This is a genomic window from Streptomyces nymphaeiformis (genome assembly GCF_014203895.1).
Lineage (GTDB): Bacteria > Actinomycetota > Actinomycetes > Streptomycetales > Streptomycetaceae > Streptomyces > Streptomyces nymphaeiformis.
The window spans coordinates 368673-391469 of record NZ_JACHJY010000002.1 but is presented as its reverse complement, the minus strand read 5'-3'; the positions used below and the strand labels follow the sequence as shown (position 1 = coordinate 391469).

Annotated in this window: 24 protein-coding genes; 9 read left to right on the top strand and 15 right to left on the bottom strand. The window is 73.2% G+C overall.

Annotation, left to right across the window (positions count from 1 at the left end; genetic code table 11):
• Positions 1 to 4: 4 nt before the first annotated feature.
• Positions 5 to 1171 (bottom strand): 3-hydroxy-9,10-secoandrosta-1,3,5(10)-triene-9,17-dione monooxygenase oxygenase subunit, encoded by a 1167-nt coding sequence (gene hsaA, locus GGE06_RS07695; protein WP_116157244.1) that lies wholly within the window; start codon positions 1169 to 1171, stop codon positions 5 to 7.
• 117 nt (positions 1172 to 1288) lie between these two features.
• Positions 1289 to 2458 carry a 3-hydroxy-9,10-secoandrosta-1,3,5(10)-triene-9,17-dione monooxygenase oxygenase subunit gene (gene hsaA / locus GGE06_RS07690; RefSeq protein WP_116157245.1) on the bottom strand — a complete coding sequence of 390 codons (1170 nt, stop codon included), beginning with the start codon at positions 2456 to 2458 and terminating at the stop codon, positions 1289 to 1291.
• Between the two features lie 182 nt (positions 2459 to 2640).
• On the opposite strand from hsaA (GGE06_RS07690), the gene GGE06_RS07685 reads away from it, so the two are divergent.
• A complete protein-coding gene (locus GGE06_RS07685) occupies positions 2641 to 3516 on the top strand; it encodes an IclR family transcriptional regulator (protein WP_221517889.1) in 876 nt (291 codons plus the stop codon).
• A gap of 67 nt (positions 3517 to 3583) precedes the next feature.
• On the opposite strand, the gene GGE06_RS07680 is transcribed toward GGE06_RS07685, so the two are convergent.
• The 9 genes from GGE06_RS07680 to GGE06_RS07640 form a co-directional block, all read right to left on the bottom strand.
• A complete protein-coding gene (locus GGE06_RS07680; RefSeq protein WP_184930351.1) occupies positions 3584 to 4360 on the bottom strand; it encodes an SDR family oxidoreductase in 777 nt (258 codons plus the stop codon).
• Positions 4361 to 4373: 13 nt separating this feature from the next.
• Positions 4374 to 5420, bottom strand: coding sequence for a ferredoxin--NADP reductase (locus GGE06_RS07675; protein WP_184930350.1), 1047 nt, complete (start codon positions 5418 to 5420; stop codon positions 4374 to 4376).
• Positions 5413 to 5730, bottom strand: a complete 318-nt coding sequence (locus tag GGE06_RS07670) for a hypothetical protein (protein ID WP_184930349.1) — start codon at positions 5728 to 5730, stop codon at positions 5413 to 5415. The genes GGE06_RS07675 and GGE06_RS07670 overlap by 8 nt, the downstream gene beginning before the upstream one ends.
• A gap of 1 nt (position 5731) precedes the next feature.
• Positions 5732 to 6886, bottom strand: a complete 1155-nt coding sequence (locus tag GGE06_RS07665) for a 3-ketosteroid-9-alpha-monooxygenase, oxygenase component (protein WP_184930348.1) — start codon at positions 6884 to 6886, stop codon at positions 5732 to 5734.
• A 25-nt stretch (positions 6887 to 6911) separates the two neighbouring features.
• Positions 6912 to 7934, bottom strand: coding sequence for a 4-hydroxy-2-oxovalerate aldolase (gene dmpG / locus GGE06_RS07660; protein ID WP_184930347.1), 1023 nt, complete (start codon positions 7932 to 7934; stop codon positions 6912 to 6914).
• Positions 7935 to 7946: 12 nt separating this feature from the next.
• Complete coding sequence (locus GGE06_RS07655; protein WP_221517888.1) at positions 7947 to 8858, bottom strand: acetaldehyde dehydrogenase (acetylating); 912 nt, start codon at positions 8856 to 8858, stop codon at positions 7947 to 7949.
• A gap of 7 nt (positions 8859 to 8865) precedes the next feature.
• A complete protein-coding gene (locus GGE06_RS07650; protein WP_116157251.1) occupies positions 8866 to 9648 on the bottom strand; it encodes a 2-keto-4-pentenoate hydratase in 783 nt (260 codons plus the stop codon).
• A 312-nt stretch (positions 9649 to 9960) separates the two neighbouring features.
• Complete coding sequence (locus GGE06_RS07645; RefSeq protein WP_184930346.1) at positions 9961 to 10875, bottom strand: SDR family oxidoreductase; 915 nt, start codon at positions 10873 to 10875, stop codon at positions 9961 to 9963.
• Positions 10876 to 10915: 40 nt separating this feature from the next.
• The gene (locus tag GGE06_RS07640; RefSeq protein ID WP_184930345.1) at positions 10916 to 11692 is read right to left on the bottom strand and encodes an SDR family oxidoreductase; all 777 of its coding nucleotides are present in this window, start codon (positions 11690 to 11692) and stop codon (positions 10916 to 10918) included.
• Positions 11693 to 11770: 78 nt separating this feature from the next.
• Here GGE06_RS07640 and GGE06_RS07635 point away from each other — a divergent pair, with 78 nt between their 5' ends.
• From GGE06_RS07635 to GGE06_RS07615, 5 genes are all read left to right on the top strand, one after another.
• Positions 11771 to 12544: an enoyl-CoA hydratase family protein gene (locus GGE06_RS07635; RefSeq protein ID WP_116157254.1), complete on the top strand. Its 774-nt coding sequence runs from the start codon at positions 11771 to 11773 to the stop codon at positions 12542 to 12544.
• A gap of 14 nt (positions 12545 to 12558) precedes the next feature.
• Positions 12559 to 13407, top strand: a complete 849-nt coding sequence (locus tag GGE06_RS07630) for a CoA transferase subunit A (RefSeq protein ID WP_184930607.1) — start codon at positions 12559 to 12561, stop codon at positions 13405 to 13407.
• Positions 13404 to 14171: a CoA-transferase subunit beta gene (locus tag GGE06_RS07625; RefSeq protein ID WP_116157255.1), complete on the top strand. Its 768-nt coding sequence runs from the start codon at positions 13404 to 13406 to the stop codon at positions 14169 to 14171. Before GGE06_RS07630 ends, GGE06_RS07625 begins: the two co-directional genes overlap by 4 nt.
• The gene (locus GGE06_RS07620) at positions 14168 to 15232 is read left to right on the top strand and encodes an NAD(P)H-dependent flavin oxidoreductase (protein ID WP_184930344.1); all 1065 of its coding nucleotides are present in this window, start codon (positions 14168 to 14170) and stop codon (positions 15230 to 15232) included. Before GGE06_RS07625 ends, GGE06_RS07620 begins: the two co-directional genes overlap by 4 nt.
• 98 nt (positions 15233 to 15330) lie before the next feature.
• Positions 15331 to 15876, top strand: coding sequence for a VOC family protein (locus GGE06_RS07615; RefSeq protein WP_184930343.1), 546 nt, complete (start codon positions 15331 to 15333; stop codon positions 15874 to 15876).
• Between the two features lie 111 nt (positions 15877 to 15987).
• On the opposite strand, the gene GGE06_RS07610 is transcribed toward GGE06_RS07615, so the two are convergent.
• From GGE06_RS07610 to GGE06_RS07595, 4 genes are read right to left on the bottom strand one after another with little or no spacing between them, the layout of a single operon-like run.
• Complete coding sequence (locus tag GGE06_RS07610) at positions 15988 to 17145, bottom strand: acetyl-CoA C-acetyltransferase (RefSeq protein ID WP_184930342.1); 1158 nt, start codon at positions 17143 to 17145, stop codon at positions 15988 to 15990.
• A gap of 33 nt (positions 17146 to 17178) precedes the next feature.
• A complete protein-coding gene (locus GGE06_RS07605; RefSeq protein ID WP_116157259.1) occupies positions 17179 to 17772 on the bottom strand; it encodes a TetR/AcrR family transcriptional regulator in 594 nt (197 codons plus the stop codon).
• On the bottom strand, positions 17769 to 18557 hold the full coding sequence (locus tag GGE06_RS07600) for an SDR family oxidoreductase (protein WP_184930341.1): 789 nt from the start codon (positions 18555 to 18557) through the stop codon (positions 17769 to 17771). The genes GGE06_RS07605 and GGE06_RS07600 overlap by 4 nt, the downstream gene beginning before the upstream one ends.
• Positions 18554 to 19720 (bottom strand): acyl-CoA dehydrogenase family protein, encoded by a 1167-nt coding sequence (locus GGE06_RS07595; protein ID WP_116157261.1) that lies wholly within the window; start codon positions 19718 to 19720, stop codon positions 18554 to 18556. The genes GGE06_RS07600 and GGE06_RS07595 overlap by 4 nt, the downstream gene beginning before the upstream one ends.
• A 45-nt stretch (positions 19721 to 19765) precedes the next feature.
• Here GGE06_RS07595 and GGE06_RS07590 point away from each other — a divergent pair, with 45 nt between their 5' ends.
• Genes GGE06_RS07590 through GGE06_RS07580 form a run of 3 tightly spaced genes read left to right on the top strand, consistent with a single transcriptional unit; the run spans position 19766 to position 22790 of the window.
• Positions 19766 to 20626 (top strand): enoyl-CoA hydratase, encoded by an 861-nt coding sequence (locus GGE06_RS07590; protein ID WP_116157262.1) that lies wholly within the window; start codon positions 19766 to 19768, stop codon positions 20624 to 20626.
• Positions 20626 to 21804: an acyl-CoA dehydrogenase family protein gene (locus GGE06_RS07585; protein WP_116157263.1), complete on the top strand. Its 1179-nt coding sequence runs from the start codon at positions 20626 to 20628 to the stop codon at positions 21802 to 21804. The genes GGE06_RS07590 and GGE06_RS07585 overlap by 1 nt, the downstream gene beginning before the upstream one ends.
• Complete coding sequence (locus tag GGE06_RS07580; protein ID WP_184930340.1) at positions 21804 to 22790, top strand: acyl-CoA dehydrogenase family protein; 987 nt, start codon at positions 21804 to 21806, stop codon at positions 22788 to 22790. The genes GGE06_RS07585 and GGE06_RS07580 overlap by 1 nt, the downstream gene beginning before the upstream one ends.
• Positions 22791 to 22797: the final 7 nt, after the last annotated feature.

Genomic DNA, 22797 nt, shown 5'->3' with positions numbered 1-22797 from the left:
CCTCTCAGGCCATGGTGTCTTGGATGTCGATGCCGAGCGCGCTCTGCCCGTACATGACGAGGGCCCGCTCGGGGTCGTTGGCGGCGTGGCCGCGGCCGGTGTGGGCGTCGCGCCAGGCGCGCTGGACGAGGCCGGGGCCGGTGCGCATGGCGCTGCCGCCGGAGTTCTCCATGAGCAGGTCGACCGCCGCGACGGAGCGCTCGGTGGCGAGCACCTGGTCGCGCCGGGTGCGCGTGCGCAGCTCCATCGGGATCTCCTCGCCGCGCTCGGCGAGGGCGTACATCTCGCCGATGTTGCGGGTCAGCTGCAGCCAGCTCGCGTCGATGTCGCCGGCGGCGCGGGCGATGCGGACCTGCGCGAAGGGGTCCTCGGCGACCTTCTGCCCGTACGAGACGCGGAACCGCTGCCGGGTGGCCTCGGCGTACGACTCGAAGGCGCCCTCCGCGATGCCGACGATCGGGGTGGAGATGGTGGTGGTGAACACCCCGGCGTAGGGCAGCCGGTACAGCGGCTCGGGGTTGACCTCGTGGCCGGGCACCTTCAGGGCGGTGACCGGGCCGAAGCTCAGGGCGCGGTGCTCGGGGACGAAGACGTCCTCGACGACCACGTCGTTGCTGCCGGTGCCGCGCAGGCCGACGGTGTCCCAGACGTCGTCGACGCGGTAGTCGGAGCGGGGGATCAGGAAGGTGCGCATGTCGACCGGGTTGCCCTCGCCGTCGGTGACGAGGCAGCCGAGGAGCGCCCAGCGGGCGTGGTCGCAGCCGGAGGAGAAGTGCCAGCGGCCGGAGAGCCGGAAGCCGCCGTCGGCGGCGGTGGCCTTGCCGGTGGGGGCGTACGAGGAGGCGATGCGGGTCTTGGGGTCCTGCCCCCACACCTCCTGCTGGGCGCGGGGGTCGAACAGGGCGACGTGCCACGGGTGGACGCCGACCACGGAGGCGACCCAGCCGGTCGAGCCGCACGCCTTGGCGATCTCCTTGACCGCCGAGTAGAAGACCACCGGGTCGGCCGCGCGGCCGCCGAAGGCCTTGGGCTGGAGCAGCTGGAAGAAGCCGGTGTCCTCCAGTTCCTTGACGGAGGTGTCGGGCACCCTTCGCAGCGTCTCGGCCTCGGCCGCGCGGTCGCGCAGGGCGGGGGCGAGGTCGCGGATCGCTGCCAGGACGTCATCGGCCATGGGGGCATCCCCTTTCGGGTCGTGGTGGGGGAATGCCAGGACCGTACGGCGTGCCGTACGGCAGCGAAATGCGCTGCTCCCACTGAGCGGGAACCCGCCCGGGGGAAGGCCTTCGGGTCAGACCATCGGGTCGTGGACGTCCATGCCGAGGGCGTCCTGGGCGTACAGGACAAGGGCCCGCTCGATGTCGTTGGCGGCCTGGCCGCGGCCGGTGTGGAGGTCGCGCCAGGCCCGCTGCAGGACGTCGTCGCCCACGTGCAGCGGCCCCCGGCCGGCGTTCTCCATGAGGAGGTCCACGGCCGTGAGGGCGCGTTCGGTGGCGAGCGCCTGGTCGCGGCGGGCGCGGGCGCGCAGCTCCCTCGGGATCTCCGCGCCGGCGCGCGCGACCGCGTACAGCTCCGCCATGTTGCGGGCGAGTTGCAGCCGGGCGGCGTCGATCTCGCCGGCGGCGCGGGCGATGCGGACCTGCGCGAAGGGGTCCTCGGCGGTCCTCCTGCCCTGGTCGTTCCGCAGGCGTGCGCGGGCCGCGCCGAGCTGGTCCTCGTGGGCGCCTTCGGCGATGCCGACCATCGCGGTGGAGATGGCGGTGGTGAAGACGGCCGCGTACGGCAGCCGGTACAGCGGTTCGGGATGGATCTCCTGTCCGGGGCAGCGCAGCGTGGTCACCGGGCCGTAGCCGAGCGTCCGGTGGGCGGGCACGAAGGCGTCCTCGACGACGAGGTCGTTGCTGCCGCTGCCGCGCAGGCCGACCGTGTCCCACACGTCGTCGACGCGGTAGTCGGACCGGGGGACCAGGAAGGTGCGCATGTCCACCGGCCTGCCCTCGCCGTCGGTGACGAGCCCGCCGAGCAGGGCCCAGTGGGCGTGGTCGCAGCCGGCGGAGAAGTGCCACCGTCCGGAGAGCCGGAAGCCGCCGTCGACGGCGGTGACCTCGCCCGTGGGGGCGTGGGAGGAGCAGATCCGGGTGGAGCCGTCGGCGCCCCAGACCTCCTCCTGCGCCCGTGGGTCGAACTGGGCCACGTACCAGGGGTGGACGCCGAGGACGGATGCCGCCCAGCCGGTCGATCCGCACGCCTTGGCGATCTCGTGCACGGCGGCGTAGAAGACGGCGGGGTCGGCGGCGAGTCCGCCGTACGCCCCGGGGAGGAGCAGCCGGAAGAAGCCCGCGGCCTCCAGTTCCCGGAGGGAGGCGTCGGGCACCCGGCGCAGCGCCTCCGCCTCGGCGGCGCGCTCGCGCAGGGCGGGGGCGAGGGCGCGGACCGCCGCGAGGACGTCCTCGTCGCGCATGGGTGCCCCTCTCGGAATCCGGTCTCGTCGTGCCGTGACGACAGGGAACCTACGCGTTACTGTTCCGAGACGGAACTCCCCCTTCCCAGTGCCTGTCATCCTCTGGCAATCTCCACGCAATACCGGAGATTACGGACTCGGCCAGGGGCCATTCGGCTGTGCCGTCCGTGTGGGAGGTGTCGATGACGACCCATGCCGTCGAGGCTGTCGAGGCCGGGATGCCGCCTCTGTCCCTGCTGGAGAAGGCGGCGAAGGTGCTGAGCGCCTTCGAGAGCGCGGGCCCCCGGCTCACCCTCACCGAGGTCGTGCAGCGCTCGGGCATCCGGCGCTCCTCCGCGCACCGCATCCTCGACCAGCTGGTGCAGCTGCGCTGGCTGGAGCGCGAGGGCCGCGACTACCGGCTGGGCATGGGCATGCTGGAGCTCGGGGCCATGGCCTCGCACCACAACCGGCTCCGCAGGGCGGCCCTGCCGCATCTGCACGCGCTGCACGAGTCCACCGGGCACCTGGTCCACCTCACCGTGCTCGACGGCTCCGAGGTGGTCTATCTGGAGCGGATCGGCGGCTCGGACGACTCCGTCGTGCCCTCGCGCATGGGCGGCCGGCAGCCGGCGTACTGCACGGCCTCGGGCAAGGCGATCCTGGCCTTCGGCGACAGCGGGCCGATCGAGCAGGTGATACGGGACGGGCTGCGGCCGCGTACCCCGCGCACCCTCACCCGCCCCGAGTCCTTCCGCCGTGAGCTGGCGATGACGCGGGAGCGCGGCGTCGCCTTCGACCACGAGGAGGGGTACCGGGGGGTGTTCTGCGTGGCCGCCCCGCTGCGCGGCGCCGGCCGGGCCGTCGCCGCGGTCTCGGTCAGCGGCCACGGCGTCCACCGCGAGATGGAGCGGCTGGCCCCGGCCGTGCGCGGCTGCGCGCGGTCGGTGTGGCAGGCGATGTTCGGGCCGGGGCGGCAGTCGGAGAAGCGCGCGAGGCCCGAAGGGTCCGTGGCGGGGATCCCGCAGCCCTCGATGGACAACATGATGGCGTGGCTGCGGTTCAGCGACTGGATGTAGCCGCTGGAGGGACGTGACGACGCCGTCCCCGGAGTCCGTACGGGCTCCGGGGACGGCGTGCTTCCGGCTACCAGGTGCGGTCGCCGCGGAGGACCGCGTCGGCTCCCCCGTCGGCGAAGACGACCTGCCCGGTCACCAGGCTGTTCTCGGGCGAGACGAGCCACGCGAGGAGCGGGGCGACCTGCTCGGGGCGGGCGTGGCCGTGCAGCGGCATCGGCACGCTCCGCTCGACGAGCCCCCGCATCTCCGGATCGTCGAGCAGCGGCCGGGTCAGCGGTGTGAGGACCACGCCGGGCGCCACGGCGTTCAGCGGGACGCCCGCGCCGGCCCACGCGTCGCCGGGGGCGGCACGGCGGACCCAGCGGGAGATCGCCGCCTTGGACGAGGAGTACACGAGGTGCCCCTCGCCCCGGTCGACGGCCGCCCGCGCGGCGGCCACCGCACCCGCCTCGTCCCCGGCGAGCGCGGCGTCCACGATCGCGGTATCGACCGGGTGGACCGAGTCGATGGAGCCGACGACCACGGCCCGCGGCTCCGTGCCCGCCGCGAGCAGCGGACGCAGTCCGTCGAGCGTGGCCACGGCACCGAAGTGGTTGACCTTGATCGTGAGGGGGTCGAAGTGCGCGACGCCCGCGCAGGAGACGACGGCGTCGAGACGGCCGCCGGTCAACTCGCGGGCCCGGGCGACGAGTTCGGCCCGACCCTCGGCCGTGGACAGGTCGGCGCGGATGTCGCCCTCGGCGAGGTCGGCGCCGATGACGGTGTGGCCCCGCTGCCGCAGGAGGGCGGCGACGGCCTCGCCGATGCCGGAGGCGGCTCCGGTCACCAGGCAGGTACGGGACATGGCGGTGCCCTCCTCAGGAGTAGGTGATCTCGACCCGGTCGGTGAGCGGGAGGGCCTGGCAGGCCAGGACGTACCCCTCGGCGATGTCCCGGTCGTCCAGGACGTCGTTGCGGAGCATCTTGACCTCGCCCGCCACGACCCGGCAGGTGCAGGCGCTGCAGGCGCCCTCCCGGCAGGAGTACGGGGCGTCCACGCCGGCGGCCAGGAGCACGTCGAGCAGGGGCGCCGTCGCCGGCCAGGCGACGGTGTGGGTCTCGCCGTCGAGCTCGACCTCGGCCGTGCCGCCGCCCGCCGCCTCCGTGTCCACCGGAACGGCCGGGGCGTCGAAGACGTCCGCGCCGAGGGAGAAGAACCGCTCCCGGTGGATGCGGTCGCCGGGCGCGCCGAGCGAGCGCAGGGCCTGCTCGACGGCGTCCATGAGCGGCTGCGGGCCGCAGACGAAGGCCTCACGGCCGGCGTACGGCGCGAGGGCGGCGGCCAGCCGGTCCACGGACGGCAGGCCCTGGAGCGACTCCAGCCAGTGGTGCACGAGCAGTCGGTGCGGGTGGTCCTGGGTCAGGGCCCGCAGTTCGTCGCGGAAGACGACCGAGGACTCGTCGCGGTTGGCGTAAAGGAGCACCACCTTGCCCCGGCCGGCGGCCAGCGCCGATTTGGCGATCGACAGGACGGGGGTGATGCCGCTCCCTCCGGCGACGAGCAGCAGGTCGCCGTCGAGGGAGTCGGGGGTGAAGGTGCCGGCCGGGGGCAGCGCCTCCAGCTCGTCGCCGGCCGCGAGGCGGTCGCAGACCCAGTTGGATCCGTACCCGCCGGCGACGCGCTTGACGGTGATCTTCAGGGGCTCGCCGGTGTGCGGCGAGCTGGCGAGCGAGTAGCAGCGGGCGGCGGGCCGCCCGTCCGCTCCGGGCAGCTTCAGGGTGAGGAACTGCCCGGGGCGGTACGCGAAGCGGTCGGCGCTCTCCGCCGGCGCCTGGAGCACCAGGGAGTGCGCGTCGGCCGTCTCGACGACGACCTCGACGACCCGCAGCCGGTGGGTGCGGGCCCCGCTCGTGGACTCAGACATCGACGGCCTCCGGGGTGCCGGGCGCCGGGGCGCCGAACGGCAGAGTGCCGGACTCCCGGGCTCCGGCCGTCGGGGTTCCCGGCTCCAGGGTGCTCACCGTCAGAGTCCCCTCCTCCACCGCGCGGGCGATGCTCGCCCGCAGGGACCGGCAGGTCCGCATCCGGGCGGTGGTCACGCCCGGGCCCACCCGGTCGCGGAACTCCGCGCAGGCGACGGCCGCGTCGGCCGTCCACTGCACGGAGGTGTGGGCGACGCTGAACTTCTCGCACAGGACCTGGTTGCCGCAGGCCGCGCACTCCACCGCTCGCATCTCAGGCTCCGGTTTCCGTCTCCGCCGCGCGGCGCGCGAGGTTCTCCTCGACCTCGGCGCGCCAGGCCGTGTTGGCGCGCTGGGTGTCGATCTCGAACTCGAAGCGGCGGGTCATCTCGTCCTTGACGTCGGCGACGTCCACGTAGAACTGCTCGTACCAGCGGCGCAGTTGGTAGACCGGGCCGTCCTCCTCGGTGAGCAGGGGGTTGTCGATCCGGGTCTTGTTCCGCCAGATCTCCACGTCCTGCTCGAAGCCGACGGTGGCACCCTCGGCGGTGAGCCGCGCCGCCTCCGCGGCCTGCTCGTCGGTCATCCCGGGGAGCCGCTTCACGATCGCCCCGTACTGGAGCAGGAAGCTGTTCTCGTCGATCGGGTAGTGGCAGTTGATGAGGACGATCTCCATCTCCACGCCGCCGCCGACGTCGCTGTAGAGGTTGTCGATCATGTAGGAGGGGCCGAAGTAGGAGGCGTCGGAGCGCAGGCGGCCGGAGCTGAGGGTGCCCAGTTCCATGTCGCCGCGGGGGCTGCTCTCCATGTACTGCGTGGCGACGTGGCCGTCGAAGACGTTCTTGAAGTACTCGGGGAACGCGTAGTGGACGTAGTAGAAGTGCGCCATGTCCACGACGTTGTCGACGATCTCGCGGCAGTTGGCGCCCTCGACCCGGAGGGTCTTCCAGGTCCAGTCGCTCCACTGGTCGGCCTCCGGGCCGTGGATGCCCGGGATCTCGGGGACGGTCACCTCGGCGGGCGGCGGGTTGCCCTCCGGGTCGTTCCACACGAAGAGCTGCCTGTTGCGCTCCAGGGAGGTCCAGGCGCGGGTCCTGGCGCGGGGCGGGACGCGTCGGGCGTACGGGATGCCGGCGCATCGGCCGTCGCCCGACCAGCGCCAGTCGTGGAAGGGGCAGGCGATGGCGTCGCCCTTGACGGTGCCCTGGGCGAGGTTGCCGCCCATGTGGGGGCAGTAGGCGTTCAGGACGTGCAGCCGTCCGTCGTCCTCGCCCTGGAAGACCACCAGCTTGGTGCCGAAGGCCTCGATCTCGTGCGGCTTGCCGTCCTTGAAGCCGTCGGCGAGGCCGAGGCAGTGCCAGCCCCGGGCGAAGCGCGCCGGCGGCCTGCCCGTCTCGATGACCCGGACCTCGTCGTTGAGAGCAGTCATCTCGTCCCTCCTGGTTCCTGTCGGTTCAGTTCTGTGCGGCGAGTTCGACGGCGATGTCGATGAGCTGGTCCTCCTGGCCGCCGACCAGGCGGCGCTCGCCCGCGCGCAGGAGGATCTCGGCGCCGGAGACGCCGTAGCGCTCGGCCTGCCGGTAGGCGTGCTTGAGGAAGCTGGAGTAGACGCCGGCGTGGCCCATGAGGAGGGCGAGCCGGTCGAGCCGGCACTCGTCGTCCATGACCGGGCGGACGACGTCCTCGGCCGCGTCGATGATCTTCAGGACGTCGATGCCGGTGCGGATGCCCATCTTGGCGCAGACGGCGACGAGCGCCTCGACGGCGGTGTTGCCGGCGCCCGCGCCGAGGCGGCGGGTGGAGCCGTCGATCTGCAGCGCTCCCGCCCTGATCGCGGCGATGGAGTTGCCGGTGCCGAGGGCCAGGTTCTCGTGCCCGTGGAAGCCGACCTGGGCGTCGCCGCCGAGTTCGGCGACCAGGGCCTCGACCCGGTCGGTGACGTCGTCCATGACCATGGCGCCGGCCGAGTCGACCACGTACACGCACTGGCAGCCCGCGTCGGCCATGATGCGGCCCTGCCGTGCCAGCTTCTCGGGGGTGGTGGAGTGGGCCATCATCAGGAAGCCGACGGTCTCCAGGCCCCTCTCGCGGGCGAGTCCGAAGTGCTGGGCGGCGATGTCGGCCTCGGTGCAGTGGGTGGCGATGCGGCAGATGCCGGCGCCGTTGCCGTGGGCGGCCCGGATGTCGTCCTTGACGCCGAGTCCGGGCAGCATGAGGAAGGCGATCTTCGCCCGCCGCGCGGTGTCCACGGCGACCTTGATCAGCTCCTGCTCGGGGGTCCTGGAGAAGCCGTAGTTGAACGAGGACCCGCCGAGCCCGTCGCCGTGCGTCACCTCGATGACGGGGACGCCGGCGTCGTCGAGGGCGGCGACCACGGACCGTACGTCGTCGGCGGTGAACTGGTGCCGCTTGGCGTGCGAGCCGTCGCGCAGCGAGGAGTCGGTGACGCGGATGTCGAGGGTGTCGGAGTAGGCCATGCGAGGTGCTCCTTACGCGCCCGGGGCGAGGATCGCCTTGGCGAACTCCTCGCCGACCTTGGTGGCGGCGGCGGTCATGATGTCGAGGTTTCCGGCGTAGGGCGGCAGGTAGTCGCCCGCGCCCTCCACCTCCAGGAAGATCGCGACGCGGGCCATCCCGCCGTTCTCGGGGCTCGGGTCGTCGAACTGCGGTTCGGCGCGCAGCCGGTAGCCGGGGACGTACGAGGCGACCTGCTCGGCGATCTCCTTGGCGGAGAGGGCGATGGCGGCCCGGTCGGCGTCCTCGGGGACGGCGCAGAAGACGGTGTCGCGCATGATGACGGGCGGCTCGGCCGGGTTGAGGATGATGATGGCCTTGCCGCGCGCGGCGCCGCCGATGGTCTCGATGCCGCGTGAGGTGGTACGGGTGAACTCGTCGATGTTGGCGCGGGTTCCGGGCCCGGCCGAGACGGAGGCCACGGAGGCGACGATCTCCGCGTACGGGACGGGGACGACGCGGGAGACCGCGTACACCATGGGGATGGTGGCCTGTCCGCCGCAGGTGATCATGTTGACGTTGCTCTCGTCGAGGTGCTCGCGGAGATTGACGGGCGGTACGACGGCGGGGCCGACGGCCGCCGGCGTCAGGTCGACGGCCTTGATGCCGAGCTCCGCGTAGCGCGGGGCGTTGGCCCGGTGGACGTAGGCGCTGGTGGCCTCGAAGACGATGTCGGGCCTCTCGTCCTGGGCGAGCAGCCAGTCGACGCCCTCGTGGCTGGCCTCGACGCCGGCGCGGGCGGCGCGGGCGAGGCCCTCGCTCTCGGGGTCGACGCCGATCATCCAGCGGGGTTCGACGTGCTCGGAGCGCAGCAGCTTGTACAGCAGGTCGGTGCCGATGTTGCCGGAACCGACGATGGCGGCGGTCGCCTTTGTCTTGATGGTCATGATCACCTCAGATGAACGAGAGGGAGACGGCGCCGAGGCCGGTGAACTCGGCGGTGTACGTGCCTCCGGCCGCCACGTCGACGGCCCGGGTGCAGGAGCCGGGCAGCACCACGTGCCCCTTCTTCAGGGACACGCCGAAGCGGGCGACGGTACGGGCCAGCCAGGCGACGGAGCGGGTCGGATCACCGAGCACGGCGTCGCTGCGGCCCTCGGCGAGGAGCTCCCCGCCGGCGGTCAGCCGCGCGTCGACGGCCGTGAGGTCGAGCGCGCGGGGGTCCCGCCCCTCGCCGATCACATAACCGGCGGAGGAGGCGTTGTCCGCGATGGTGTCCGCGATGGTGATCCGCCAGTCGCGGATCCTGCTGTCGATCAGTTCCAGGGCGGGCACGACGCGTTCGGTGGCGGCGAGGACGTCCGCCGGGGTGCAGGTCTCGCCCGGCAGGTCGTCGCCGAGGACGAAACCGACCTCGACCTCGACGCGGGGGGCGCAGTAGCGGGCGGCGGTGACGGGGACGTCCTGCCGGAGCTCCATGTCTCCGAGCAGGTGTCCGTAGTCCGGTTCGTCGACGCCCATCATCCGCTGCATGACCGGGGACGACAGGCCGACCTTGTGCCCGCGTACCTCCGCGCCGGCCGCGAGGCGGTGGCGGATGTTGACGAGCTGGATCTCGTACGCGTCCTCGGTGCCGATGCCGGGGAACGCGTCGATGAGCGGGGCGATCGGGGTGACGTGGTCTTCGGCGGAGCGGAGCAGCTCGGCCGCCTCGAGTCTCTGGCGGTCCGTGAGCATGGCGGGTCCCTCCTGCGGGGCGGTTGGGGCTGTGCGGGGAGGCTAGGCCGGGGTGGTCGGCGGCGGGGAGCGCCAGTTCCCGGTGAGCGGGAAAGGCCCACGAGGGGGGCGGCGCGGGGGTCTGCGCCCGCCCGGCCGGGGCCCCGGCTCCCGCCACGTCGCCCCGAGCCCACCAGGCCGGTTGCCTCGGCCCACGCCCCGTGTGGGCAATCGTCCCGCAGGGCGAGGGGGTCCCCTCTCGCCCCAGCGGAACGACTGCCCACAACGGCGGGGCGCAGGCCCACAACGGGGGCGCGGAAGCGCCTGCGTTCGTCAGCGGGTGCCGTAGACCGGGTGTGGCGGCTCCGCGGACGACAGGAGCTTCAGGGCCGTCTCGCCCGCCTCCGCCGGGGTCCAGCGCGCCCCCTTGTCCGCCGTCGGGCCCGGCCGCCAGCCCTCCATGACCGTGATCCGCCCGGCCTCCGCCTCGAAGACGCGGCCGGTGACCCCGGCCGAGGCCGCGGAGCCGAGCCAGACGACGAGGGGGGAGACGTTCTCGGGGGCCATCGCGTCGAACCCCCCGCCCTCCGCCGGCGCGGCCATCGTGTCCGCGAACGTCTGCTCCGTCATCCGGGTCCGGGCCGCGGGCGCGATCGCGTTGACCTGGACCCCGTAACGGCCCATCTCCGCGGACGCGACGAGCGTGAGGCCGACGATCCCGGCCTTGGCCGCCGAGTAGTTGCCCTGGCCGACGCTGCCGAGCAGCCCCGCCCCGGAGCTCGTGTTGACCACCCGCGCGACGGGCTGCCGCCCGGCCTTGGCCTCGGCCCGCCAGTGCGCGGCCGCGTGCTTGAGCGGCAGGAAGTGGCCCTTGAGGTGGACGCGCATGACGGCGTCCCAGTCGTCCTCGTCGAGGTTGACGAGCATGCGGTCGCGCAGGAAGCCCGCGTTGTTGACGAGGGTGTCGAGGCGGCCGAACGTGTCCACGGCCGCGGCGATCAGCGAGGCGGCGCCGTCGGCGGTGGCGATGTCACCGCCATGGGCGACCGCCTCCCCTCCCGCCGCCCTGATCTCGTCGACGACATGCTGCGCGGGCCCCGCGCCGCCCCCCGTGCCGTCGAGGCCGACGCCGAGGTCGTTGACGACGACCTTGGCGCCCTCGGCGGCGAAGGCGAGCGCGTGCGCGCGGCCGAGACCGCGGCCGGCCCCGGTGACGATGACGACCCGTCCGTCGCACAGTCCTGTCATGGTGAATCCCTTTCGGTTTCGGTGAGTGGGTCGAGTCGGTTCAGTGGTTGACACTTGCCGCGTCCAGGAACGCCGGCCGTTCCCCGCCTCCGTGCACGAGGAGGCTGGCGCCGGTGATGTACGCGGCCCGGTCGGAGGCGAGGAAGACGCAGGCGTCGCCGATGTCGGAGGGCTCGGCGAGCCGGCCGAGGGGTACGGTGCGGCCGACGGAGGCGACGCCGTCCTCGTCCCCGTAGTGCAGGTGGGACAGTTCGGTGCGCACCATGCCGGGGACGAGCGTGTTGACCCGTACCAGCGGCGCCCATTCCACCGCCATGGACCGGGCGAGGTTGTCCAGGCCCGCCTTGGCGGCGCCGTAGGCGGCGCTGCCCGGTGAGGGGCGGGTGCCGCTGACGCTGCCGATCATGACGATGGACCCTCCCCCGGGCTGATTCCGCATCACCTCGTACGCGGCGAGGGAGGCGGTCAGCGGTGCGACGAGGTTCAGCTCGACGACCCGGGCCTGCTGTGCGGCTCCCCCCTCGCCGAGCATCCGGAAGGGCGTTCCTCCGGCGTTGTTGACCAGGACGTCGAGGCGCCCGTGGTCGGCCCGTACCCGGTCGAAGAACTCCGTGACGGCGGCCGGGTCGCGAAGGTCCACGGGGAGGAAGCGGGCCGTGCGCCCCGCCGCCTCGACGGGCTCGTCCGGGGGCCTTCGCGCGCAGGTCACGACCTCCGCTCCCGCTTCGAGCAGAGCGCGGGCTATCCCGGCGCCGACGCCCCGTGTGCCGCCGGTGACGACGGCGACGGAACCCGACAGATCGATGGTGACTGGCAAGGGACACCTCCCGCAGCGCGCGAACCGCTGCTATCTTCCACCTAACAAACGTTTGGTGGAAAGGTAGCTGATCTGGTCATGGGTGTCTCCACCTCCGCCCCGGACAAGGGCATCGCCGTCGTCACCGTCGACTTCCCCCCGGTCAACGCCCTCCCCGTACAGGGCTGGTACGACCTCGCCGCCGCGGTGCGCGCCGCCGGCGCCGATCCCGAGGTGCGCTGCGTCGTGCTCACCGCGGAGGGCCGCGGCTTCAACGCCGGCGTCGACATCAAGGAGATCCAGCGCACGGCCGGGCACGACGCCCTCCTGGGCGCCAACCGCGGCTGTTACGAGGCCTTCGCCGCCGTCTACGACTGCGCGGTGCCGGTGGTCGCCGCCGTGCAGGGCTTCTGCCTCGGCGGCGGCATCGGCCTGGTCGGCAACGCCGACGCGATCGTCGCCTCCGAGGACGCGACCTTCGGCCTGCCCGAGCTGGACCGGGGCGCGCTCGGCGCGGCCACGCACCTGTCCCGGCTCGTCCCGCAGCAGCTGATGCGGGCCCTGTACTACACCTCGCGCACGGTCACCGCCGAGGAGCTGCACCGGCACGGCTCGGTCTGGCGGGTCGTCCCGCGCGAGGAGCTGCTCGACGCGGCGCTCGGACTCGCGCGGGAGATCGCCGCCAAGGACGGACAGCTGATCCGGCTGGCCAAGGCCGCGATCAACGGCATCGATCCGGTGGACGTCCACCGCAGCTACCGCTTCGAACAGGGCTTCACCTTCGAGGCCAACCTCAGCGGCGTCGCCGACCGGGTCCGCGACACCTTCGGCAAGCAGGACACCTCCGAGACCGACAAGGAGCAGCAGTCGTGAGCAGGAACAAGACGATGACCGCCGAGGAGGTCGTGGGCCGGCTCCGGAGCGGGATGACGATCGGCATCGGCGGCTGGGGCTCGCGGCGCAAGCCGATGGCCCTGATACGGGCGCTGCTGCGCTCCGACCTCACCGATCTGACCGTCGTCTCGTACGGCGGCCCCGACGTGGGCCTCCTGGCCGCGGCCGGGAAGATCCGCAAGCTGGTCGCGGCCTTCGCCACGCTCGACTCCGTCCCTCTGGAGCCGCACTTCGGCGCGGCCCGGCAGCGCGGCGACTTCGAGCTGGTGGAGCTGGACGAGGCCATGGTGATGTGGGGCCTGACCGCCGCCGTGCACCGGCTGCCCTTCATGCCCATCCGGGCCGGGCTCGCCTCGGACGTGATGACCGTCAACCCCTCGCTGCGGACCGTCACCTCCCCGTACGACGACCGCGAGGAGCTCGTCGCCGTCCCCGCGCTGCACCTGGACGCCGCGCTGGTCCACCTCAACCGGGCCGACGCGCACGGCAACGGCCAGTACCTCGGCCCCGACCCGTACTTCGACGACCTGTTCTGCGAGGCCGCGGACGCCGCGTACGTCTCCTGCGAGCGGATCGTCGAGACCCCTGAGCTGCTCAAGGACGCGGGACCGCAGTCGCTGCTGCTCAAGCGCGCGTTCGTCGACGGTGTCGTCGAGACGCCGAACGGCGCGCACTTCACCTCCTGCGCGCCCGACTACGACCGCGACGAGGCCTTCCAGCGCGCCTACGTCAAGGCGGCCCGGGACCCGGAGGCCTGGCGGGAGTTCACCGCGCGGTTCCTGTCCGGCGACGAGGACGCCTACCAGGCCGCGGTCGCGGCGTTCCACGAGGAGGAAGCATGAGCGACACCCTGACGAGCGCGACGAGGGCCGAGTACTGCGTCGTCGCCTGCGCCGAGGCCTGGCGGGACGCGGGCGAGGTCCTGGCCAGCCCGATGGGCACCGTCCCGATGATCGGCGCCCGCCTCGCGAAGCTCACCTTCTCCCCCGACCTGCTGCTGACCGACGGGGAGGCGCTGCTCATCGCCGACGTGCCGGCGGTCGGCGCCGCGCCCCGGGTGGTGGAGGGCTGGCTGCCGTACCGCCAGCACCTGGCCATGGTCGCCACCGGGCGGCGGCACGTGATGATGGGCGCGAGCCAGCTCGACCGGTACGGCAACCAGAACATCAGCTGCATCGGCGACTGGGCGCGGCCGAAGCGCCAGCTCCTCGGCGTGCGCGGCGCTCCCGTCAACACCCTGAACAACCCGACCAGTTACTGGGTCCCCAAGCACTCGACGCGGGTCTTCGTCGAGCGGGTCGACGTGGTCTGCGGCGTCGGCTACGACCGGGCGGCCGAGGCCGGCCCCTCCGCGAGCCGCTACCACCGCCTCCCGGACGTCATCAGCGACCTCGGCAGCTTCGACTTCGAGACCCCGGACCGCACGATGCGGCTGCGCTCGCTGCACCCCGGCGTCACGGTCGAGGAGGTCGTGGCGGCGACCGGCTTCGCGCTGACCGTCCCCGACGAGGTGCCGTACACCCGCGAGCCGACCGCCGAGGAGCTGCGGCTGATCCGCGACGAGATCGACCCGAAGGGGCTGCGCGACCGGGAGGTCCCCTCATGAGCGACGCCACGATCGCCACGCCGCTCACCGAACTCGTCGGGGTGCGGCACCCCGTCGTGCAGACCGGCATGGGGTGGGTGGCCGGTCCCCGCCTGGTCTCGGCCACCGCCAACGCGGGCGCGCTCGGGATCCTGGCCTCGGCGACGATGAGCGTCGACCAGCTGCGCTCCGCCGTCCGCGAGGTGAGGTCCCGCACGGACGCGCCCTTCGGCGTGAACCTGCGGGCGGACGCCGGGGACGCGGGCGAGCGTGTGGGGATCATCATCGACGAGGGCGTGAAGGTGGCCTCGTTCGCGCTCGCGCCGTCCCGTGAGCTGATCGCCCGGCTCAAGGACGCCGGGGTCGTCGTCATCCCCTCCATCGGGGCAAGGCGGCACGCCGAGAAGGTCGCGGCCTGGGGCGCCGACGCGGTGATCGTGCAGGGCGGGGAGGGCGGCGGCCACACCGGCAGCGTCGCCACCACCGTCCTGCTCCCGCAGGTCGTGGACGCCGTGGACATCCCGGTCGTCGCGGCCGGCGGCTTCCACGACGGACGCGGCCTGGTCGCCGCGCTCTCCTACGGCGCGGCCGGCATCGCCATGGGCACGCGCTTCCTGCTCACCTCCGACAGCACCGTCCCCGACGCGGTGAAGGCCCGCTACCTGGCCGCGGCGGTCACGGACGTCACCGTCACCACGAAGGTGGACGGGCTGCCGCACCGGATGCTGCGCACGGAGCTGGTCGACGCGCTCGAACGCTCGGGCCGGGCCGCCTCGCTCCTGCGTGCGGTCCGGCACGCCGCGGCCTTCCGGCGCGAGTCCGGCATGAGCTGGCCGCAGATGGTCCGGGACGGCCTGGCGATGAAGCACGGCAAGGACCTCACGTGGAGCCAGATCCTGCTGGCCGCCAACACCCCGATGCTGCTCAAGGCGTCCATGGTCGAGGGCCGTACGGATCTCGGCGTGATGGCCTCCGGGCAGGTCGCGGGGCTGATCGACGACCTGCCGTCCTGCGCCGAGCTCGTCGACCGCCTCATGGCCGAGGCGCGGGCGACCCTGCGCGTCCTGCCGTCCACGGGCTGACCGGCCCCACGAACGCACAGGTCCGCCGGAGTACCTTCACCCCGGCGGACCTGTGTCTCGACCGCACGTCCTCCGCACCTACTCCGAACGGAAGCACCATGCCGATCCAGCGGCTGAACCACGCCGTCCTCTTCGTCTCCGACCTGGAGCGCAGCCTCGCCTTCTACCGCGACGTGCTCGAGTTCCGCCCGCTGCCGCAGGCCTTCCCCGGGGCGGCGTTCCTCCAGGCGGCGGGCTCCGCCAACGACCACGACCTCGGCCTGTTCCAGTCGCCCGAGCCGGGCTCGGCGCAGCGCACCGGGAAGGTCGGCCTGTACCACCTGGCGTGGGAGGTGGACACCCTGGCCGAGCTGGGCCGGATACGGACCCGCCTCGCCGGGGCCGGGGCCCTGACGGGGGCGAGCAACCACGCCTCCACCAAGGCCCTCTACGGCCGGGACCCGGACGGCATCGAGTTCGAGGTGTGCTGGCTGGTCCCGGACGCGGCCGTCGCCGGGGAGCTCTCGGCGATGACCTCGCCCACCCGCCCGCTGGACATCGACGCCGAGATCGCGGTCTACGGCGCGGAGACCCCGGGAGGCCCCCGCACCGATCACGCCGTGTGGCGCGAGGTCTTCGCGCGAGGCGTCACAGACGCTCGATGATCGACCCGTCCTTACCGGCCCCCTCGCACCGCTCGGCCCCAGGGGGCCTCCCGGGCTTCGGGGGCCTGCGCCGGCCTCCGGCCGGACGGTCCGTGGTCGGGGCCTCGTCCGTCAGAGACGCTCGATGATCGTCACGTTCGCCTGGCCGCCCCCTTCACACATGGTCTGCAGGCCGTAGCGGCCGCCGGTGCGCTCCAGTTCGTGGAGGAGGGTGGTCATCAGCTTGGTGCCGGTCGCGCCGAGCGGGTGGCCGAGGGCGATGGCGCCGCCGTTGACGTTGACCTTCTCCGGGTCGGCGCCGGTCTCCTTCAGCCAGGCGAGGACGACCGAGGCGAAGGCCTCGTTGATCTCGACGAGGTCGATGTCGTCGAGCGTCATCCCGGCCTTCTTCAGCGCGTACGCCGTCGCCGGGATCGGCGCCGACAGCATGCGGATCGGGTCCTCGCCGCGCACGGACAGGTGGTGGACCCGGGCGCGGGGCGTCAGACCGTGTTCCCGTACGGCGCGCTCCGAGGCGATCAGCATCGCCGAGGCCCCGTCGGAGACCTGCGAGGAGACCGCGGCGGTCAGCCGGCCGCCCTCGACGAGCGGGTTCAGGCCGGCCATCTTCTCCAGGGTGGTGTCGCGGCGCGGCCCCTCGTCGGTGGTGACGTCCCCGTACGCGACGATCTCGCGGTCGAAGCGGCCCTCGTCGATGGCGCGGGCGGCCCGCTGGTGCGAGCGGAGGGCGAACTCCTCCATGTCCCGGCGGGAGACGTCCCACTTGGCGGCGATGAGCTCGGCGCCGTGGAACTGGTTGACCGGCTGGTCGCCGTAGCGGGCGCGCCAGCCCTCGGAGCCGATGTACGGGCCCTCGGTGAGCCCGAGCGGGTCGGCGGCCTGGCGGCTGGCGAAGGCGATGGGGATCATCGACATGTTCTGCACGCCGCCCGCGACCACCAGGTCCTGGGTGCCGGACAGGACGCCCTGCGCGGCGAAGTGCAGGGCCTGCTGGGAGGAGCCGCACTGCCGGTCCACGGTCGTGCCGGGCACCTCCTCGGGCAGTCCGGCGGCCAGCCAGCAGGTGCGGGCTATGTCGCCGGCCTGCGGGCCGACGGTGTCCAGGCAGCCGAAGACGACGTCCTCGACGGCGGCCGGGTCGGTGCCCGAGCGCTCCATCAGGGCCTTGAGCACATGGGCTCCGAGGTCGGCCGGGTGGACGGCGGACAGTCCGCCGTTCCGCCGGCCGACCGGGGTGCGTACCGCTTCGACGATGTAGGCCTCGGCCATGACCGCTCCTTCTTCTCTGTCCACGATGTCATGTCATGTGCGGGTAGCCGGGGCGATGCCTTCCAGCACCATCGACAGGTACTGGCGGGCGATCTCCTCCGGGCTGTGCTGTCCGCCCGGCCGGTACCAGGACGCGGCGACCCAGACGGTGTCGCGCACGAAGCGGTAGGTGAGCCGGACGTCGAGGTCGGTGCGGAAGTCCCCGGCGGCGACGCCGCGCTCCAGGGTCCTGAGCCAGGCCTCCTCGAACCTCCGCTGGGAGCCCGCGAGATAGCCGAAGCGCGGCTGCTCCCGCAGGTGTCTGGACTCCTTCTGGTAGATGGCGACGGCGGCGCGGTGCCGGTCGATCTCCCGGAACGATTCGGTGACGAGGGCCTCCAGGGTCTCCCGGGGGCCGAGCCGCGCGGCGAGCACGGCGCCGTACCGGGCCCACAGCTCGTCCAGGAAGGCGCGGAGGATCTCGTCGAGCATCGACTCCTTGGAGTCGAAGTGGTAGTAGAGGCTGCCCGCGAGCAGGCCGGCCGCGTCGGCGATGCGGCGGACGGTGGTGGCGTCGTACCCCTGGGCGGCGAAGACCTCGGCCGCCGTGTCCAGGATCTCGCGGCGCCGCCGGGGCGCCGGTCTCACGGGTGCTGGCTGCTGACGGAGAGGACCTCGCCCGTCAGGTACGAGGAGTAGCCGCTGGCCAGGAAGACGATCACGTTGGCCACCTCCCACGGCTCGGCGTAGCGTCCGAAGGCCTCGCGGGAGGTCAGTTCCTCCAGGAGTTCGGGGGTGGTGACCTTCACGAGGTGCGGGTGCATGGCCAGGCTCGGGGAGACGGCGTTGACCCGCACCCCGTAGTCGGCGGCCTCCAGGGCGGCGCAGCGGGTGAGCGCCATGACGCCGGCCTTGGCGGCCGCGTAGTGGGCCTGGCCCTTCTGGGCCCGCCAGCCGATCACGGAGGCGTTGTTGACGACGACGCCCCCGGCGCCCGCGGCCTTCATGCGGCGCAGTGCGGCGCGGGTGCAGCGGAAGGTGCCGTTCAGGGTGACGTCGAGGACCTTGTCCCACTGTTCGTCGGTCATGTCGACGAGGTCGGCGGTGCCGCCGAGGCCCGCGTTGTTGACGACGATGTCGAGGCCTCCGTGGTGTTCCACGGCGAGGTCGAACAGGGCGGCGACCTGGGTCTCGTCGGTGACGTCGCAGGGCAGGGCCGCGACGCGGTCGGCGCCGAACTCCGCGGCCAGCTCGGCCTCGGTCTCCTTCAGCCTGCGGGCGTGGGCGTCGGAGACGACGACCCGCGCGCCTTCCTCCAGGAGCCGCCGGGCGGTCGCGCCGCCGATGCCGGCGCCCGCCGCGGCGGTGACGACGGCACCGCGGCCGGCGAGCAGACCGTGGCCCGGCACGTAGGGGGGTGGGGTGCCGGTCATGGGCGGACCTCCTTGGGCAGGCCGAGGACGCGCTCGGCGATGATGTTCCGCTGGATCTCGTTGGAGCCGGCGTAGATGGTGTCGGAGCGGGAGAAGAGGTAGAGCCGCTGCCAGTCGGTGAGGTCGTACGGTTCGCCGTCGGCCAGCATCCCCGCGGCTCCGCAGACGTCCATGGCGAGTTCGCCGAGCTCGCGGTGCCAGGTGGCCCAGAAGATCTTCCCGATGGAGGCCTCGGGTCCGGGTGCTCCGGCGGCGACGCCGTCGAGCATGCGCAGGGCGTTGAACCGTATGGTCTCCAGGCCGATCCAGGCGCGGGCGATGCGGTCGCGGATCAGCGGGTCGGCGGCGGCGCCGTTGCGCTTGGCCAGGTCGATGACGGCTTCCAGCTCGCGGCGGAAGCCGACCTGCTGGCCGAGGGTGGAGACGCCGCGCTCGAAGCCGAGCGTCGCCATGGCGACCCGCCAGCCGTCGCCGGGGGCGCCGACCACGTGGGAGGCGTGGGTGCGGGCCCCGTCGAAGAAGACCTCGTTGAACTCGGACGTCCCGGTGAGCTGGACGATGGGCCTGATCTCGACCCCGGGCTGGTCCAGGGGGACGAGCAGGTACGACAGGCCGTGGTGGCGGGTGGATCCGGGTTCGGTGCGGGCGACGACGAAGCACCAGTCGGCCTCGTGCGCGAGCGAGGTCCACACCTTCTGTCCGGTGACCACCCACTCCTCGCCGTCCCGTTCCGCGCGGGTGCGGACGTTGGCCAGGTCCGAGCCGGCGTCCGGCTCGGAGTAGCCCTGGCACCACTGCTCCTCGACGCTGACGATCCTGGGGAGGAAGCGCTCGCGCTGTTCGGGGGTGCCGAAGGCGATGAGGGTGGGCCCCAGGAGCTGTTCGCCGATGTGGCTGACGCGGGCGGGGGCGTCGGCGAGGGCGTACTCCTCGTGGAAGGCGACCTGCTGTTCGAGGCTCGCGCCCCGGCCGCCGTACTCCTTGGGCCAGCCGACGCAGGTCCAGCCCGCGGCGGCCATGTGCCGCTCCCAGGCGAGGCGTTCGGCGTGTGCCTCGTGTTCCCGTCCGGGGCCGCCGCGCCCGCGCAGGGCGGCGAACTCGCCCGTGAGGTTGGCGCTCAGCCAGCCGCGGACCTCTCTGCGGAACTCCTCGACGTTGCTCATGGCCGTACGTTAACCTACCAAACACTTGTTAGGGAAGGAGGGCGGATGTCCGCTGCCCGCACCGCGTCCACCACGGCCCCGGTCCGCTACGAACGCCTCGGCCCCGTGGCCGTGGTCACGATGGACCGGCCCGATTACCGCAACGCCCAGAACTCCGCGATGACCTACGCCCTCGACCGCGCCTTCTACCGCGCGGCCGACGACGACGAGGTGAAGGTCGTCGTGCTCGCCGGAGCGGGGAGGCACTTCTCCGCCGGCCATGACATCGGCACCCCCGAGCGGGACGCCCACCTGCCGTTCGACCGGCGCGCCGGACTCTGGTGGGACCACTCGGACAAGCAGGGCGCGGAGAGCCGCTTCGCCCGCGAGTCCGAGGTCTACCTCGGCATGTGCCGCCGCTGGCGCGAACTGCCCAAGCCGATGATCGCTTCGGTGCAGGGCGCCTGCGTCGCGGGCGGACTGATGCTCGCCTGGGTGTGCGACCTCATCGTCGCCGCCGAGGACGCCTTCTTCGCCGACCCCGTGGTCCGCATGGGCATCCCCGGCGTCGAGTACTTCGCCCATCCCTGGGTGATGCCGCCGCGCATCGCCAAGGAGTTCCTCTACACCGGCGACCGGATGGACGCCCGGCGCGCCTACGAGGTCGGCATGGTCAACCGGGTCGTGCCGCCGGGGGAGTTGACGGAGCGGACCATGGAACTGGCCTCCAGGATCGCCGAGATGCCCCGCATGGGCCTGGCCCTGACCAAGCGCGCCGTCAACCAGGCCGAGGACCTCCAGGGCCTGCACACCGGCATGGACTCGGTCTTCGGCCTCCACCACCTCGCGCACGCGCACAACGCCGAGACCGCCCCCGACGCGCTGGGCGGCATGGACATACACCGGATGAAGGCGGCGGGAGCCTGATGGACCTCGACTTCACCGCGGCGGAGGACGCCTTCCGGGCCGAGGCCCGCGCCTGGCTCACCGCCCATGTGCCCGACGTCCCGCTGCCCTCCCTGGAGACGGAGGAGGGCTTCGCCGCCCACCGGGAGTGGGAGCGGACCCTGTCCGCCGACCGCTGGTCGGTGGTCTCCTGGCCCGAGGAGTACGGCGGCCGGGGCGCCTCGATCCTCCGGTGGCTGATCTTCGAGGAGGAGTACTACGCGGCCGGCGCCCCCGGCCGGGTCAGCCAGAACGGCATCAACCTGCTGGCCCCCACCCTCTTCGAGCACGGCACCGACGAGCAGCGCGCCCGGATCCTGCCCTCCATGGCGAGCGGCGAGGTCATCTGGGCGCAGGCCTGGTCCGAGCCCGAGTCCGGCTCCGACCTCGCCTCGCTGCGCTCCACCGCCGAACGCACCGACGGCGGCTGGCTGCTGCACGGCCAGAAGACCTGGTCGTCCCGGGCGGCCTTCGCCGACCGCGCCTTCGGCCTCTTCCGCAGCGGCCGGGACGATACGAACACGGCGAAGCCGCACCAGGGCCTGACGTACCTGATGTTCCCGCTGGACGCCGACGGGGTGACCGTACGGCCCATCGGGCGGCTCGACGGCAAGCCCGCCTTCGCCGAGCTCTTCCTCGACGACGTGTTCGTGCCCGACGAGGACGTGATCGGCGCGCCGGGCCAGGGCTGGCGGGTCGCGATGAGCACCGCGGGCAACGAGCGGGGGCTCACCCTGCGCAGCCCCGGCCGGTTCACGGCCGCCGCCGAACGCCTCACGGCACTGTGGCGGGAGACCGCCGATCCCTCGGACACCGCCCTGCGCGACCGGGTCGCCGACGCGGTCATCGCCGCCCGCGCCTACCGTCTTTCCGCCTACGCGGGCGCCTCGCGGCTCGCGGCCGGGGGCTCGATCGGCGCCGAGTCCAGCCTCAACAAGGTCTTCTGGTCCGAGCTCGACATCGCGCTCCACGAGACCGCCCTCGATCTGCTCGGCCCGTACGGCGAACTGGCCGACGCGGCGGAGGACGCTCCCGCGCACGGCGGCTGGGCCGAGGGCCACACCTTCTCCCTCGCCGGCCCCATCTACGCCGGCACCAACGAGATCCAGCGCGACATCATCGCCGAGCGGCTGCTCGGCCTCCCGAAGGGACGCCGGTGATGCGGTTCCTCCTCGACGAGGAGCAGCGGGAGTTCGCCCGCTCCCTCGACTCCATGCTCACGGCGTCCGACACCCCCGCGGCCGCCCGGGCCTGGGCGGCCGGGGAGTCCGCGCCCGGCCGCGCGCTCTGGTCCCGGCTCGCGGAGGCCGGCGTGTTCGCCCTCGCCGTCCCCGAGCGGCACGACGGACTCGGCCCGCTGCCCGTCGAACTGGCCGTCGCCTTCACCGAACTGGGCCGCCACGCCGTGCCGGGACCGCTGGTGGAGACGGTCGCCGCGGCCGCGCTCCTCGACCGGCTCGACGACGCCGCGGCCACCGCGTGGCTGCCGCAGATCGCCTCCGGGAAGGCGGTCGTCTCCCTGTGCGTGCCGGCCGCCGGCAGCCCCTACGCCCTGGACCCGGACGCCGCCGACGCCGTGCTCGTCGTCGAGGGCGACACCGTACGCCGGGCGGAGACGGCCGGCCCCGTCCAGCCCTCGGCCGACCCCGCGCGCCGGCTCGCCCGCCCGCTCGGCGGCGCCGTCCTGGCACAGGGCCCGGCGGTGACCGCCGCCACCGCGCACGCCACCGAGGTCGCCGCCCTGGCCACCGCCGCGCAGTCCCTGGGCCTTGGCCGGGCGCTCCTCGACCGGACCGTGCGGTACGTGAAGCAGCGCACCCAGTTCGGGGTCGCCATCGGCTCCTTCCAGGCGGTCAAGCACCGGCTCGCCGACACGCTCCTCGCCCTGGAGTTCGCCGAGCCCCTGCTCCACTCGGCCGCCCTGGCCCTGGCGGAAGGCGCCGGCCACAGCGCGGCCGAGGTCGCCGCGGCGAAGGTCACGGCCGGCGAGGCCGCCCACGCCGCCGCCCGCACCGCCCTCCAGCTCCACGGGGCCGTCGGCTACACGGAGGAGCTGGACCTCGCCCTCTGGATCCGCAAGGCCCGCCCCCTCCGCGACGCCTGGGGCACCCCCGCGGCCTGCCGCGCCCGCGTCCTCGCGTCCTGACCGGCGC

Excerpts from the sequence above, each read along its gene's own strand:
- hsaA (WP_116157244.1), bottom strand. The coding sequence starts at position 1,171 with ATGGCCGATGACGTCCTGGCAGCGATCCGCGACCTCGCCCCCGCCCTG.
- hsaA (WP_116157245.1), bottom strand. The coding sequence starts at position 2,458 with ATGCGCGACGAGGACGTCCTCGCGGCGGTCCGCGCCCTCGCCCCCGCC.
- GGE06_RS07685 (WP_221517889.1), top strand. The coding sequence starts at position 2,641 with ATGACGACCCATGCCGTCGAGGCTGTCGAGGCCGGGATGCCGCCTCTG.
- GGE06_RS07680 (WP_184930351.1), bottom strand. The coding sequence starts at position 4,360 with ATGTCCCGTACCTGCCTGGTGACCGGAGCCGCCTCCGGCATCGGCGAG.
- GGE06_RS07675 (WP_184930350.1), bottom strand. The coding sequence starts at position 5,420 with ATGTCTGAGTCCACGAGCGGGGCCCGCACCCACCGGCTGCGGGTCGTC.
- GGE06_RS07670 (WP_184930349.1), bottom strand. The coding sequence starts at position 5,730 with ATGCGAGCGGTGGAGTGCGCGGCCTGCGGCAACCAGGTCCTGTGCGAG.
- GGE06_RS07665 (WP_184930348.1), bottom strand. The coding sequence starts at position 6,886 with ATGACTGCTCTCAACGACGAGGTCCGGGTCATCGAGACGGGCAGGCCG.
- dmpG (WP_184930347.1), bottom strand. The coding sequence starts at position 7,934 with ATGGCCTACTCCGACACCCTCGACATCCGCGTCACCGACTCCTCGCTG.
- GGE06_RS07655 (WP_221517888.1), bottom strand. The coding sequence starts at position 8,858 with ATGACCATCAAGACAAAGGCGACCGCCGCCATCGTCGGTTCCGGCAAC.
- GGE06_RS07650 (WP_116157251.1), bottom strand. The coding sequence starts at position 9,648 with ATGCTCACGGACCGCCAGAGACTCGAGGCGGCCGAGCTGCTCCGCTCC.
- GGE06_RS07645 (WP_184930346.1), bottom strand. The coding sequence starts at position 10,875 with ATGACAGGACTGTGCGACGGACGGGTCGTCATCGTCACCGGGGCCGGC.
- GGE06_RS07635 (WP_116157254.1), top strand. The coding sequence starts at position 11,771 with ATGGGTGTCTCCACCTCCGCCCCGGACAAGGGCATCGCCGTCGTCACC.
- GGE06_RS07630 (WP_184930607.1), top strand. The coding sequence starts at position 12,559 with ATGACCGCCGAGGAGGTCGTGGGCCGGCTCCGGAGCGGGATGACGATC.
- GGE06_RS07625 (WP_116157255.1), top strand. The coding sequence starts at position 13,404 with ATGAGCGACACCCTGACGAGCGCGACGAGGGCCGAGTACTGCGTCGTC.
- GGE06_RS07620 (WP_184930344.1), top strand. The coding sequence starts at position 14,168 with ATGAGCGACGCCACGATCGCCACGCCGCTCACCGAACTCGTCGGGGTG.
- GGE06_RS07615 (WP_184930343.1), top strand. The coding sequence starts at position 15,331 with ATGCCGATCCAGCGGCTGAACCACGCCGTCCTCTTCGTCTCCGACCTG.
- GGE06_RS07610 (WP_184930342.1), bottom strand. The coding sequence starts at position 17,145 with ATGGCCGAGGCCTACATCGTCGAAGCGGTACGCACCCCGGTCGGCCGG.
- GGE06_RS07600 (WP_184930341.1), bottom strand. The coding sequence starts at position 18,557 with ATGACCGGCACCCCACCCCCCTACGTGCCGGGCCACGGTCTGCTCGCC.
- GGE06_RS07595 (WP_116157261.1), bottom strand. The coding sequence starts at position 19,720 with ATGAGCAACGTCGAGGAGTTCCGCAGAGAGGTCCGCGGCTGGCTGAGC.
- GGE06_RS07590 (WP_116157262.1), top strand. The coding sequence starts at position 19,766 with ATGTCCGCTGCCCGCACCGCGTCCACCACGGCCCCGGTCCGCTACGAA.
- GGE06_RS07585 (WP_116157263.1), top strand. The coding sequence starts at position 20,626 with ATGGACCTCGACTTCACCGCGGCGGAGGACGCCTTCCGGGCCGAGGCC.
- GGE06_RS07580 (WP_184930340.1), top strand. The coding sequence starts at position 21,804 with ATGCGGTTCCTCCTCGACGAGGAGCAGCGGGAGTTCGCCCGCTCCCTC.